General features: G+C 79.4%; 11 protein-coding genes. 4 read left to right on the forward strand and 7 right to left on the reverse strand.

Annotated features, from left to right (window positions below):
- The first annotated feature begins 3 nt into the window (after window positions 1–3).
- A complete protein-coding gene (locus J3P29_RS17210; RefSeq protein WP_210495439.1) occupies window positions 4–384 on the forward strand; it encodes a hypothetical protein in 381 nt (126 codons plus the stop codon).
- Between the two features lie 50 nt (window positions 385–434).
- Here the strand turns inward: J3P29_RS17210 and J3P29_RS17215 are convergent, their stop codons facing one another.
- The 6 genes from J3P29_RS17215 to J3P29_RS17240 all read right to left on the reverse strand — a co-directional run bounded on the left by J3P29_RS17215 (window position 435) and on the right by J3P29_RS17240 (window position 4,990).
- A complete protein-coding gene (locus J3P29_RS17215) occupies window positions 435–1,700 on the reverse strand; it encodes an MFS transporter (RefSeq protein WP_210495440.1) in 1,266 nt (421 codons plus the stop codon).
- 81 nt (window positions 1,701–1,781) lie between these two features.
- A complete protein-coding gene (locus J3P29_RS17220) occupies window positions 1,782–2,066 on the reverse strand; it encodes an excalibur domain-containing protein (protein WP_210495442.1) in 285 nt (94 codons plus the stop codon).
- 206 nt (window positions 2,067–2,272) lie between these two features.
- Window positions 2,273–2,584: an AzlD domain-containing protein gene (locus J3P29_RS20935; protein WP_210495443.1), complete on the reverse strand. Its 312-nt coding sequence runs from the start codon at window positions 2,582–2,584 to the stop codon at window positions 2,273–2,275.
- Window positions 2,581–3,285, reverse strand: a complete 705-nt coding sequence (locus tag J3P29_RS20940; RefSeq protein ID WP_210495444.1) for an AzlC family ABC transporter permease — start codon at window positions 3,283–3,285, stop codon at window positions 2,581–2,583. The genes J3P29_RS20935 and J3P29_RS20940 overlap by 4 nt, the downstream gene beginning before the upstream one ends.
- Complete coding sequence (locus J3P29_RS17235) at window positions 3,282–4,082, reverse strand: enoyl-CoA hydratase-related protein (protein ID WP_210495445.1); 801 nt, start codon at window positions 4,080–4,082, stop codon at window positions 3,282–3,284. The genes J3P29_RS20940 and J3P29_RS17235 overlap by 4 nt, the downstream gene beginning before the upstream one ends.
- 62 nt (window positions 4,083–4,144) lie before the next feature.
- Window positions 4,145–4,990: an NmrA family NAD(P)-binding protein gene (locus tag J3P29_RS17240; protein ID WP_210495446.1), complete on the reverse strand. Its 846-nt coding sequence runs from the start codon at window positions 4,988–4,990 to the stop codon at window positions 4,145–4,147.
- A gap of 175 nt (window positions 4,991–5,165) precedes the next feature.
- Here J3P29_RS17240 and J3P29_RS17245 point away from each other — a divergent pair, with 175 nt between their 5' ends.
- Complete coding sequence (locus J3P29_RS17245; RefSeq protein ID WP_349239883.1) at window positions 5,166–5,888, forward strand: alpha/beta hydrolase; 723 nt, start codon at window positions 5,166–5,168, stop codon at window positions 5,886–5,888.
- On the opposite strand, the gene J3P29_RS17250 is transcribed toward J3P29_RS17245, so the two are convergent.
- A complete protein-coding gene (locus J3P29_RS17250) occupies window positions 5,885–8,656 on the reverse strand; it encodes a LuxR family transcriptional regulator (protein ID WP_210495449.1) in 2,772 nt (923 codons plus the stop codon). The two genes, J3P29_RS17245 and J3P29_RS17250, sit on opposite strands and share 4 nt — an antisense overlap.
- 186 nt (window positions 8,657–8,842) lie before the next feature.
- On the opposite strand from J3P29_RS17250, the gene J3P29_RS20510 reads away from it, so the two are divergent.
- The gene (locus J3P29_RS20510) at window positions 8,843–11,659 is read left to right on the forward strand and encodes a helix-turn-helix transcriptional regulator (RefSeq protein WP_210495450.1); all 2,817 of its coding nucleotides are present in this window, start codon (window positions 8,843–8,845) and stop codon (window positions 11,657–11,659) included.
- A 63-nt stretch (window positions 11,660–11,722) separates the two neighbouring features.
- Window positions 11,723–12,694: an alpha/beta hydrolase gene (locus J3P29_RS17260; RefSeq protein ID WP_210495451.1), complete on the forward strand. Its 972-nt coding sequence runs from the start codon at window positions 11,723–11,725 to the stop codon at window positions 12,692–12,694.
- Window positions 12,695–12,716 lie beyond the last annotated feature (22 nt).

The raw sequence follows: 12,716 nt of genomic DNA on the forward strand, positions 1-12,716 counted from the left end.
ACGATGGACCTGCTCGTCCGCGCGGGCCTGTGCCTGCTCGCCACCGGAGCGCTGCTCGGCTGGGTCGTGATGCTCCGCGTCGCCTTCCCCGACCTGCTGCGGCGCGCCGGGGTGCGCAGCCCGCGCCGCCTGCTGCAGCTGCACATCGACCTGATCATGATGGGGCTGATCCTGATCGCGGTCGGGCTGGCGCTGCCCGGGCTGCCGGACTGGAACCGGGCCGCGCTGCTCTTCGGCGCGGTCGTCAACCCGCTGCTGTTCCTGCCGCTCGCGTTCCGCGAGCGGTGGTCGTCCGCGCTGCCGTACCGCGCGATCACCGTCGTGTCGTTCGCGGCGATGAGCGCCGGCACGGTCGGCGCCGCGGTGCAGGGGCTGACGGCCTGAGGCGCCGGCCGCCCCGGCGCCGCGGCCCGGGCGGCCCCGGGGCGCGCCGGCTAGACCGTCGGGCCCGCGGCGGCCGCGTCGGCGGCCGCGCCCGTCGCGGGCTCCGCCGCGGCGTCCGTCGGCGCGGCGGCGACGGGGGCGAGGAGGACGACGAGCGCGGCGAGCGCGGCCGGCAGCAGCATCGCCGTCGGCAGGCCGACCACCTCGGCCAGGCCGCCCAGGACGGCGGGGCCCAGCAGGCCGCCGGCGTAGCCCAGGCCGACGACGAGCGACAGGCCCTGCGTCGCCGTCGGGCCGGGGCGCCCGTCGCGGGCGGGGCGCGGGGTGCCGGCCGCCCGGAAGACGATCGGCACCGCGTTGGCGAGCGCGAGCCCCGTCAGCACCCACGCGGCGATGGCGGCCCACGGGTCGTCGACGAGCGCGACGACGAGCCAGCCGACGGCCGCGACGGCGCCGCTGGCCGTCAGCGTCGCGCGGTCGCCGTAGCGCGCGACGGTGCGGTCGCCCGTCAGGCGTCCGACGGTCATCGCGGCGGAGAAGGCGAAGACGCCGAGCGCCGCCACCCCCGGCGACGCGTCGCGGTGGTCGCGCAGCAGCACGCCGCTCCAGTCGGTCACCGAGTTCTCGGCGACGAACGAGCCGAGCGCCGCGACGGCGCAGGCGAGCAGCCAGGGGGTGCGCAGCGGGGCCAGCCGGGCGGCCAGCGACGGCCGGGGCTCGTGCGCCTGACGCGCCGGCTGGCGGTCGGTCTCCGGGGGCAGCAGGCGGCGGTACGCCAGCCCGCCCAGCAGGACGAACGGGGCGAGGGCCGCCAGGTGCACGTTCGCGCCCACGTCGGCGCTCGTGGCGAGGGCCCCCAGACCGGAGCCGAGCAGCGCGCCGGCCGAGAACGCGGCGTGCAGGCCCGACAGGATCGGCCGACGGGCGGCGCCCTCGACCGTCACGCCGTGCGCGTTCATCGCGACGTCGTGGCCGCCGATCACGCAGCCGAAGGCGAAGGTGCCGGCGGCGAGCGCGACCGGCGAATCGAGCTGGCCCACCACGGCGAGCGCCACCGCGAGCGGCGGCAGCAGCAGGCGCATCGTCCACGCGCTGCCGTGGCGCGCGGTCAGCCCGCCCGCGACCGGCATCGCGACGATCGCCCCCGCGCCGAGCGCCGCGAGCACGAGCCCCAGGCCGCCGTCCCCGAGCCCGGCGGCGTCGCGCAGGTCGGGGATCCGGACGAACAGGGTGCCGGCCGCCAGGCCGTGCAGCAGGAAGGCCACGACGACGGCCCGGTGGGCCGCCCGCAGCTCGGGACGGGGAACGTCACGCACCGACCGAGGATAGGCGCGGCCCCGATGCGCGTGGCGTCCCGGCCCGCCGGGACCCCGCCGACCGGGGCGCCCCGGCGCGGCTCAGCGCTCGCAGGCGATCCCGTCGTGATCCGCGTCGAGGCCGTAGTGGTCCGTGCCGACCACGCGGAACGGGCCGCTCACGTAGTACGGCCCGTTGCCGCTGCCGCCCGCGCAGTCGTAGTCCGAGACGTCGGGGCGCAGGCACCGGCCGCGGTAGTTGCTGTCGCAGCGGCGCTTCTTGACCACCTTCGCGGCGGGCGTGGACGGGGCGTCGGCGACGGCGGCCGAGACGGGGACGAGCGCGGCGCCGGCGACGGCGAGCGACAGGACGAGCGAACGGTGCATGGGGCTCCTCGGACGGGGTGAACGTCCTTCCCGTCGGCGCGGTGGACGGTGCACGCGAGCCCGCGGTCTCGGGGCGGACGGATGTGCCAGATCCGTGACGGGTCGTGCCGATCCTGCGACGGACGGCGCCCCGGCGAGTCCGCGCCGACGCGCGCGGGCGCCGCACCGCCCGGCAGGGGCACGGCCCGCGGCGCTGACCCCGCGCGTCAGGTGACCGCGCGCAGCAGCGCGGTCACCCCGGCGGCGACGACCACCGCCGCGACGATCGAGCCGCCGCGCAGGGCGACGGCGCCGCCGGCGGCCACGCCGACGGCCTCCTCGCCCAGGCCCAGCCGCCCGCCCTGGTCGGCGAGCCCGGCGGCGACGAGGCCGGCCAGGACCGCCGGCGCGAGCAGGGCGATGACCGACGCGGCGCGCGGCGGCAGCGCCCGTCCGCCGAAGGCGATCGGGCCGATCGCCTTCACCGTCGCCGTCATCGCCGCCACCGTCGCGACGAGCACCCACGGGTCGACGCTCACGCCGTCGCCTCCGTCCCCGCGCGCCGGCGCAGGCCCACGAGCGCGGCCAGGCTGGCCGCCAGCACCGGCACGCCCGCCGGGGCGAACGGCACGAGCGCCAGCGCGATGACGGCCCCGGCGGCGGCGACGCCCCGCGCGCGCCCCGACCGCAGCTCGGCCAGCAGCAGCACCAGGAAGAACGTCGGGAAGACGGCGTCCAGGCCGAAGCGGTCGGTGTCGCCCAGCAGCCCGCCGCCGAACGCGCCGAGGACCGTGCCGAGCACCCAGCCGACGTACTGCACCGCCGTCGACCCGAAGAGGAACGCCCGGTCGAACGTGCCGTCCTCGCGCGCCGCCATCGCCCACGACGAGTCGACGATCGCCTGACCCTGCAGCCCGCGACGCAGCGGCCCGCCGGGCAGCGACGGCGCCAGGGCCACGCCCATCGGCAGGAAGCGGGAGTGCACGAGCGTGGCGGCGAGCACCGCGGCGCCCAGGCTGCCGCCGGCCGCGGCGATCGTCACCGCCGCGAACTGCGCCGAGCCCGCGAAGACGACGGCCGACATGACGATCGCCGCCACCCACGAGAACCCCGAGTCGAGCGCCAGGGTGCCGAAGGAGAGGGCGACGAGCGCGTTGGCCAGCGCGAACGGCGTGCCCGCCCGCACGCCGCGCCGCAGCGCCGCCCGGTCGAGGCGGTCCTCGGGCGCCGAGGCCGTCACCGGCCGCGCCACTCGGGCGCGCGCTTCTCGAAGAACGCCGCCACGCCCTCCTGCACGTCCTCCGTCGAGAACGCGAGGGCCAGCATCGACCGCAGGTAGTCCAGGGCGTCGTCGAACGGCATGTCGGTCTGGCGGGCGATCGCGTCCTTGCCCATCCGGACGAGCAGCGGGGAGGAGGCGGCGAGCTTCGTCGCCCACGCGTCGACCTGCGCGTCGAGCTCGGCGGCGGGCACGACGCGGTTGACCAGGCCGATCCGCTCGGCCTCGCGGGCGTCCAGGCGCTCGCCGAGCAGCAGCAGCTCCGTCGCCTTCTTCCGGCCGACGTTCCGGTAGATGAGCGCCATGATCATGAAGGGGAAGACCCCGACGTTGATCTCGGGCGTGCCGAACGTGGCGTCGTCGGACGCGACGACCAGGTCGCACGCCAGCGCGACGCCGAGCGCGCCGGCCAGGACGTGACCGTTCGCGCGGCAGACCGTCGGCTTGCCGAGGTCGCGGATCAGCCGGAACAGCCGCGGGAAGCGGTCGATCGCGCGGTGCTTGTGCACGAGCGGTCCCTCCTCCGCGAATCCCGCCAGGTCGCCGCCGGACGAGAACGTGCGCGGGTGCGTCGACGCGAGGACGACGCAGCGCACCGCGTCGTCGTCCCGGACCGCCTCGAACGCCGCGATGATCGCGTCGAGCATCTCGTCCGACAGCGCGTTGCGGGTGTCCGGGTCGTCCAGCGCGATCGTCGCCACGCCGTCGCGGACGGTGGTGGCGACGAGCGGGCGGGCGGGCGCGTCCTCGGGGGGCATGGAGGCGTTCTACCAGCCGCGGCGCGCGCGGTCCGGCGCTCGCCGCCGCGGCGCGCGACCGCTCAGCGGCGCGCCGCGACCCAGTCGGCGAAGGAGCGCCACGCCACCTCGGGGTACCGGGCGCGCAGGGCCGCGACGTCGATGCCGTACCCCTCGTCGGAGAGGAACGCGTACATCGCGCCCAGGTCGGCGCTGCGCCGGCGCACGTCCTCGAGCGGCACGGGGACGAGCGGCACGCCGAGCGCCGCCGCCATCTCGGCCGGGGTCGGCGCGTCCCCGGCCACCTCGACGCGCACGCCCAGGTGCTCGTCCCGCCGCGCCAGCACCGCGGCGACGAGCGCGCCCAGGTCCTCGAGCGCGACCTGGTGCAGCGGCCGGTCGGCCGGCACCGCCATCGGCAGCTCGCCGGCGGGCAGGCCACCGTCGCGGCCCAGGACGTTCTCGTAGAAGTAGCTCGGCGCGATCACGGTCCACGGCACGTCGGTGGCGCGCAGCGCCGCCTCGATCCGCGCCTTGCTGCGGAAGTGCGGCACGTCGGCGCGGTCCGCCGCGGCGACGGACGCGAGCACGAGCCACGGCAGGCCGACGCGGGCCGCGGCCGCCACGATCGCCTCGCCCTGGCGGACCTCGCCGTCCACCCCGTCGGCGAACGGCGTCGTCACCCCGTAGACGGCCGCCGCGTCGGCGAACGCGGGCGCCAGGGCGTCGGCGTCGTTCAGGTCGCCGCGGACGAGCGCCGCGCCCGCGTCCGCCAGCGCGCGCGCCCGCGGGGCGTTCGGGTCGCGCACCAGGGCGCGGGTCTCCACCCCGGCGGCGAGCAGCGCGCGGGCGACCGCGCCGCCCTGCGTGCCGGTGGCGCCGAGCACGAGCACGGGGCCGGGGGTGGACGGGGCGGCGGGCGCGGGCATGCCCCCAGCCTGGCAGCGTCCGCGGGCCTCCGGGCGCGGTGCAGTCAGGCGACGCAACGACGACGCGCCACGGGCGACGTCGGCGCCGCGACGGCGGTCACCTGACGCAAGGCACCGCGCCGCGGCGACCGTAGCGTCGGCGGCGCCACCCCCCCCGACCCTCCGGAGCACCCTCGTGAGCACCCCCACCGTCGTCCTCGTCCACGGCGCCTTCGCCGACGCGTCCAGCTGGTCCGCCGTCCACGCCGAGCTGCACCCCGACGGCCTGCCGATCGTCGCGCCGCCCGTCCCGCTGCGCGGCGTGGCGTCCGACGCGGCGTACCTGTCGTCCGTCCTCGACGCGATCGACGGGCCCGTCGTGCTCGTCGGCCACTCCTACGGCGGCGCGGTGATCTCGCTCGCCGGGCAGCGGGACCAGGTCGTCGGCTTGGTCTACGTCGCCGCCTACGCGCTCGACGAGGGGGAGAGCCTGGGCGAGCACCAGGGCCGCTTCCCCGACTCCGCGCTGGCCGCCAGCCTGCGCACGGCGCCGTTCCCGCTGCCGGACGGCGGCGAGGGCGTCGACGTCTCCGTCGACCCCGCGGCCTTCCCGTCCGTGTTCGCCGCGGACGTGCCGCTCGAGACGACGCGCTTCCTGGCGATCGCGCAGCGCCCGCTCGCCGCGGCCGCGTTCGAGGAGCGCGTGACCGGCACGCCGGCGTGGCGGACGACGCCGGCGTGGGGCGTGCTGCCGACGGCCGACGCGACCATCAACCCCGAGGTGCACCGCTTCGGCTTCGACCGGGCGGGGATGACGGTCGTCGAGGTCGAGGGCGCGTCGCACGCCGTCGCGCTGTCGCAGCCGCGGGCCGTCGCCGACGTCGTCCGCGCGGCGGTGCGGGCCGCGTCCGCCGCCTAGCGGGCGGCCCGCTCCAGCGCCAGCCGCGCCAGCTCGACGCGCGAGCGCACGCCGAGCTTCGCGAACGCGTGGCGCAGGTGAGTGCTGACGGTGTGCGGCGACACGAACAGCCGCTCGGCGACCGCGCGGTTGCTCAGCCCCTGCGCCACCAGCTCGGCCACCGCGGCCTCGGACCGCGTCAGGCTCTCCCAGCCCGCCGTCGGGGTCGGCGCCGCGCCGCGGCCGGCGCGGACCCCCAGGCGGCGCAGGCGGCCGCGGACGCGGGCGGCGTCCCACGACGCCTCGGCGGCCACGTAGCCGTCGAGGGCCTCGCGCAGCAGGGCGACCGCGTCGTCGCCGGCGCCGGTGCGGACCCGCAGCACCGCGCGGTCCTCGCGCACGGACGCGAGCGCGAGGGGACGCTGACCCGGCCGCAGCGTCTCGGCGGCCGCGGCGAGGGCGCGCTCGTCGCGGTCCAGCAGCCCGCGGGCGTGGAGGACGGCAGCGGCCGGCTCCGCCACCCCGGGGTCCGCCCCCGCGATCGCCTCGGCGTCGGCCACGGCCCGGCGGGCCAGGGCCGCGTCGCCCCCCGCCAGCGCGATCCGCACGAGCTGCGGCGGGTCCAGGACGTCGCGGATCATCGTCGGCAGCACGGACTCGTCCCCGTCCGGGCCCAGCTCGGCGAGCACGCCGACGGCGGCGTGCGGGTCGCCCGCGGCGGCCGCCTGCAGCGCCAGCAGCCACGCGGCGTGGCGGCGGATCTCGGGCGCCTCGCGGTCGAGCGCCCGGCGCGCGACGGTTGCCGTCACCCGCGTGACGTGCGCGCTGCCGGCGTGCAGGGCGGCCCGGCCGAGCGCGAGCAGCGCCATCGCGTCGGGGCCGGAGCGCACGACGCTGCCGGCGTCCAGGTTGGCCAGGCCCTCGAGCGCGGCGAGCGCGTCGGCGGGCCGTCCGGCCTCGAGCAGCATCCGCCCGCGGCGCTGCTCCCACAGCTCGGCCATCCACGCCTGGCCGGCGGCGCGGGCGCCCTCCCGCCCGGCGTCGACGGTGCGCAGCGCCCCGGCGTAGTCGCCGCGGTGCGCGGCGACGTCGGCGAGCCAGTGCGGCCAGATCGCGACGCGCACCGGGTCGTCGGGGTGGGCGGCCAGGTCGGCGCGGATGCGACGCTCCTGCGCGGCGATCCGCCCGGCGGCCAGGTCGAGCACCGCCTCGGCCGCGACGAGCCCGAACGCCGCGTCGGCGTCCCCGGGCACCGCGGCGACGGCGGCCACCGCCTCGGGGCGCAGCGCCTCGGCGGCGCGCGAGCGGCCCGCGATGCCCAGACCGTGCACGAGCTTCGCCAGGTGGCGGGCGCGCAGGGCGGGCGAGACGCCGTCGAGCGCCAGGGCGGCGCGGCCGGCCGCGACCGCGTCGTCGGGGGCGACGGAGAACATCCACGCGATGCTCAGCAGCACCTCGGCCTGCTGCTCGGCCTCGAGCACGTCGGCCAGGGCGGTGCGGGCGAAGGCCAGGCCCTCCTCCGCCCGGCCCGCGGCGTGCAGCAGGCGGGCGGCGGCCGCGGCGAGCGGCGCTCGCTCCGGGTCGTCGGGGTCGGCGAGGGCGAACCCGCGGCGGGCCAGGTCGGCGCCGGTGGACGGGTCGCTGCGCTCCAGGTCGTTCGCAGCGGCGAGCAGGAGCGCGGTCGCGGCGCGGTCGCCGGCCGGCGCGCTCGCGGCCAGCGCGGCGGCGACCTCGGCCGGCCGCGCGCCCGCCGCCAGCCGCACGTCCACGGCCTCGCGCTCGAGCGTGCGACGGATCGCCGCGGGCATCGACCCCAGCAGCGCCTCGCAGACGAGGTCGTGGCGGAACGCCAGCCCGCCGTCGGGCTCCTCCGTCAGGACGTCGGCGGCGACGAGCTCGCGCACCGCCGCCGCGAGCGTGCCGTCGTCGACGGCCGCGAGCGAGGCGAGCTGCCCGCGGTCGAAGCGCCGGCCCAGCACGGCGGCGACGTCGGCCACGGCGCGCGCGTCGGCGGACTGGCGCTCCAGGCGGGCGCGGGTGGCGGCGTGGACGCGCGCCGGCAGCGACGCCTCCACGGCGGCGGTCGGCGTGGCGTCCTCGCGAGCGCCGCGCAGCAGCTCGAGCAGCAGGAACGGATGACCCTCGGCCCGCCGCACCGTGTCGGCGAGCCGGTCGTCGGGCGCCCCGCCGAGCACGTCCTGGGCGATGCGGCCCACCGCCGCGGACGGCAGCGCCGCGAGCGGCAGCGTGGTGGCCCCCGCGTCGCGTGCGGCGGCGACCAGCGCCTGGAGCGCGGGGGGCGCCTGCGTGGGGCGGTACGCCAGCACCCACACGAGCGGCAGGGCGAGCAGGCGCGGGACGAGGGTGCGCAGCAGGCCCAGGCTGGCCCGGTCGGCCCACTGCAGGTCGTCGAGGGCGACGAGCAGCGGCCGCCGCGCGGTCCGCTCCTGCAGCAGCAGCTCGAGCTCCTCGACGAACCAGCGTTCGCGGTCGGGGTGCTCGCGGACGTCCGGCAGCGTCGCCGTCGGCTCGGCGGCGCGCACGAGCACCTGCAGCACCAGGCCCATCGGCAGCGGCTCGTCGCCCGGGGCGGCCAGGCCGGACGCGGTCCCGGCGCCGGCGTCGCGGGCCAGCCGCAGCGCCTCCTGCAGCAGGCGCGTCTTGCCGAGCCCCGCGTCGCCGGGGACGAGGAGCGCGCTGCCGCGCCCGCGGGTGCGGGCGTCGTCGAGGGCGGAGCGGAGGGCGCGGCGCTCGCGGTCCCGGCCGCGGAGGGGATGGGCGGCGATCATCGGGCGGGAGCGGGCGGCGCGGACCCGGTGTCGGGCCGCCCGAGAGGCGGACGGTGGACGACGGTGCACCGAAGCGGGGATGGGGGTCCGGACATCGGCGGACCGACGGTAGCAACGCCGCCGGAGACGTCCGTTCACGCGTTCCCCGGGCTAGGATGCGCGCGTCCGGCGCGCCCGGAGGACGACGTGACGACCCCGGCGCAGCCCCCATCCCCTCCGCCCGGCGACGGACCCGTCCGCGGCCGCGACGGCGCGCTGGCCCGCCTGTCCGCCGGCGTGGCGGCGCTGGCCGCGGGGACGGGCGGGACGTGGATCGTCGAGGGCCGCGAGGGCCTGGGCGCCAGCCGCCTGCTCCACGCCGTGGCGGACGACGCGCGGCGCCGCGGCGTGCGGGTCCTGGCGGGCGACGCCGCGGCCGGCGGGGACCCGGTCCGGGCGGCGCTGCTCGGCGGACCCGCGCCGGTGACGGGCCCGGACGGGACGCCCGACGTCGTCGCGCTCCTGACCGCGCTGCAGGGGGCGGTCGGCCGCGCGGCCGCCGCCGGGCCCGTGCTGGTGGTCCTGGACGACCTGCACCGCGCCGACGCGGCCGCCCTCCTGGCGCTGCGCGTCCTGGTGCCCCGGCTCGCCGCCCGGCCCGTCGGCTGGCTGGTGGCCGTCCGCACGGACGCCGCCGGCACCGACGTGCGGGACGTCGTCGAACGCCTGCGCGACCAGGGCGCCGAGCCGCTGCACCTGGCACCCCTGGAGCCGGCGGCGGTCGCCGCGGTCGTCGCCGACGTGCTCGGTCCCGATCCCGGCCCGGCGCTGCTGGGCCTGGCGGACGCCGCGGGCGGCCGGCCGCGCGACCTGCTCGCGCTGCTGGCGGGCCTGGCGGAGGAGGACGCGACGACGCGCCGCGATGGCGTGCTCGTGCCGCGCACGCCCGACGTGGCGCCGGCGCGCTTCGCCGCGCTCCTGCAGGCCCGGGCCGCGGCGCTGCCGCCCGAGGCACGCCGCCTGCTGCGCGCGGCGGGGCTGCTGGGGGACGAGGTCGGGTTCGCCCCGCTCGCCGCCCTGCTCGGCGTTCCGGCGTCGGCGCTCGTGCAGCCGCTCCGCGCCGCCATCGCGGCCCGGCTGCTGGACGGCGACGGCCACGATCTGCGCCTGCCGCATCCGCTCGTCGGCGCCGCGCTCCGCGCCGGGCTCACGGCGGCGGATCGCGCCGAGCTGCGCGACCTGGCGCTCGCCGCCGTCCCGCCCGACGGCGTGCCGACGCCGGCGCTCGCCGGGGTGGTGGCCGCCGCAGCCGAGCCGCCGGACGCGCGCGCCGCGGCGCTCCTGCGCCGCGCCGCCGAGGCGCTCGCGTCGCGCGATCCCGCCCGCGCCGCGGCGCTCAGCCGGCGGGCGCTCGAGCTGACGCCGGGCGACGCGGCCGACCGCAGCGGGCTCGTCGCCGCCACCGTCGACCTGCTGCGCGACGCGGGCGACCTGGCGCGCGCTCGCGCGCTGGCCGCCGCGGCCCTCGCCCGCGACGTCGACGCCGCGGACCAGGCGCGGGTCCGCTTGGCGCTCGCCCGGCTGGTGGCGGCGACGTCGTTCGCCGACGCGGCGCGCGACAGCGCTGCGGCGGCCGCCGGCGCCGGCGTGCCCGCCGGCGTCCGGGCCCAGCTCCTGGCCGCCCAGGCGCTCGCCGAGGTGATGGCGGGCGACGCCGCGGCGGCCGAGGCGACGGCGTCCCGGGCCCGCGAGCTGGCGGCGCACGCGGACGAGCCGACGGCCGCGACGACCGCGCTGACGGTCCTGTCGATGGCGGCCTTCGACCGCACGGACTGGGACCGCGCGCTGGCGCTCGTCGAGGAGGCGCTGGCGGTGACGCAGCGCGCCGGCGGGGCGGAGCACGACCTGTGGGCGCCCCCGACGTCGTGGCGCGCCCTGCTGCGCAGCGCCTGCGGCCGCACGGACGAGGCGGTCCGCGACGCCGATCGGGGCATCGGCCTGGCCCGCGGCCGCGGGCAGTCCGCCGCCGTGCGGCTGTGGCACGGCACCCGCGCCCGCGTGCTGCTGGACGCCGGCCGGCTCGCCGAGGCGCGGGACGAGGCGGACGCCGGCCTGGCGCTCGTCCGCCCGGGCGAGCAGGCGGACCTGGCCGAGCTGACCGTCGGCTTCGTCCGCTGCCGCGTCGGGCTGCTGACCGGGGACGGGTCCACGCGCCACATCACCCGCGCGCGGGCCGCGCGGATGCTCGCCGCGGAGCCCCCGAGCGTGCGCAGCGCCGGCGCCTGGCTGGCCGTCCTGCTCGCCGACGCCGAGGGCGACCGCGCGACGGTGCGCCGGCAGGCCCCGGCCCTGGCCGCCGCGGTCGACGGGTCCGGTCCGGCGATGGCCGCGCCGCTCGACGTCGCCGACGTGCCGCTGCTCGTCCGCGCCGCGCTCGACGCCGGGGCCGACGTCGCCGCGGCGTCCGCCGTCCGGGCGGTCGTCCGCCGGGCGGCGCTCGCGCCGGCCTACCCCGTCCTGACGGCGGCGGCGCTGCACGCCCGGGCCCTGCTGGCCGGCGACCCGGTGCTGCTCGCCGAGGCCGTCGAGCGGTTCGCCCTGGTCCCGCGGCCGCTGCCCCGCGCCGCCGCGCACGAGCACCTGGGCCGACTGCTCGCGGCGAGCGACCCCGGGGGCGCGGCGCGGCACCTGGAGGCGGCGCTGGCGCTGCTGCGGCCCACGGGCGCGGCGGCGCCGATCCGCCGCATCGAGGACGCGCTGCGGGCGCTCGGCGGCACCCCCGCCGGCCCGGCGCCGACGGCCGGTCCGACCGGATGGGCGGCGCTCAGCCCCGCGGAGCGCCGGGTGGCCGAGGCCGCGGCCGACGGGGGGACCAACCGCGAGCTCGGCGAGCGCCTGCACCTGTCGGGGAACACCGTGGCCACCCACCTGCGCCGGGCGTACGCGAAGCTCGGCGTCGCCTCGCGCGTCGAGCTGGTGCGCGTCGTGCGGGAGCGTCACGCGGCCGAGTCGGATGACGCATGAGGCGGGCGGGCGGGCGGCCTAGCGTCGGGAGCGTCCTCCTCTCCGACCCTCAGCGAGGTCCCCATGTCCGACGCCGCCCCCGTCCTCGAGCCCGCCGCGCAGGCGTTCGCCGACGCCACCGCCCAGCCGCCGTACCTGCCCGACCTGGGTCCGATCGAGGGCCGCAAGGCCGTCGACGAGGTCCAGTCCGGCGAGATCGAGAAGCCCGCCGTCGACGAGGACTGGGTCACCCTGTCCGGGCCGGCCGGCGACTTCCGCGTGCGCATCGTCCGCCCGGCGAACGCCTTCGGTCCGCTCCCCGCCGTCCTCTACGTCCACGGCGCCGGCTGGGTCTTCGGCGACGTCCACACCCACGACCGCCTCGTCCGCGACCTCGCCGTCGGCGCGGGCGTGGCGGTCGTCTTCCCCGACTACCACCGCTCGCCCGAGGTCCGCTACCCCGTCGCGGTCGAGGAGGCGTACGCCACCGCCCGCTGGATCGCCGAGAAGGGCGACGAGGCCCGCATCGACGGCTCGCGCATCGCGGTCGCCGGCGACTCCGTCGGCGGCAACATGTCCGCGGCGCTGACGCTGCTGGCCAAGGAGCGCGGCGACGTGACGTTCCGGGGGCAGGCGCTGCTGTACCCCGTGACGGACGCCGCGTTCGACACCGCCAGCTACCACGAGTTCGCCGAGGGCTTCTTCCTGCGGCGCGACGCGATGCAGTGGTTCTGGGACCAGTACACGACGGACGAGGCCGAGCGCGCGCAGATCACGGTCAGCCCGCTGCGCGCCACGACGGAGCAGCTCGCCGGCCTGCCGCGCGCCCTGGTGATCACGGCCGAGGCCGACGTCCTGCGCGACGAGGGCGAGGCGTACGCCCGCAGCCTGCGGCGCGCCGGCGTCGACGTGGCGTCCACCCGCTACGGCGGGATGATCCACGACTTCATGATGCTCAACGACCTGCGGGCCACGAACGGCGCCACCGCGGCGATCGCGCAGGCCGCCGCGTTCCTCGCGGACGTGCTGCGCGCGCCGGATCACCAGACCGTGTGATGAAACCGCGGCGGGTCCGCGT

Source organism: Patulibacter sp. SYSU D01012 (assembly GCF_017916475.1).
Classification (GTDB): domain Bacteria; phylum Actinomycetota; class Thermoleophilia; order Solirubrobacterales; family Solirubrobacteraceae; genus Patulibacter.

Coding starts and splice junctions, on each gene's coding strand:
- J3P29_RS17210 (WP_210495439.1), top strand. CDS start 4: ATGGACCTGCTCGTCCGCGCGGGCCTGTGCCTGCTCGCCACCGGAGCG.
- J3P29_RS17220 (WP_210495442.1), bottom strand. CDS start 2,066: ATGCACCGTTCGCTCGTCCTGTCGCTCGCCGTCGCCGGCGCCGCGCTC.
- J3P29_RS17235 (WP_210495445.1), bottom strand. CDS start 4,082: ATGCCCCCCGAGGACGCGCCCGCCCGCCCGCTCGTCGCCACCACCGTC.
- J3P29_RS17240 (WP_210495446.1), bottom strand. CDS start 4,990: ATGCCCGCGCCCGCCGCCCCGTCCACCCCCGGCCCCGTGCTCGTGCTC.
- J3P29_RS17250 (WP_210495449.1), bottom strand. CDS start 8,656: ATGATCGCCGCCCATCCCCTCCGCGGCCGGGACCGCGAGCGCCGCGCC.
- J3P29_RS17260 (WP_210495451.1), top strand. CDS start 11,723: ATGTCCGACGCCGCCCCCGTCCTCGAGCCCGCCGCGCAGGCGTTCGCC.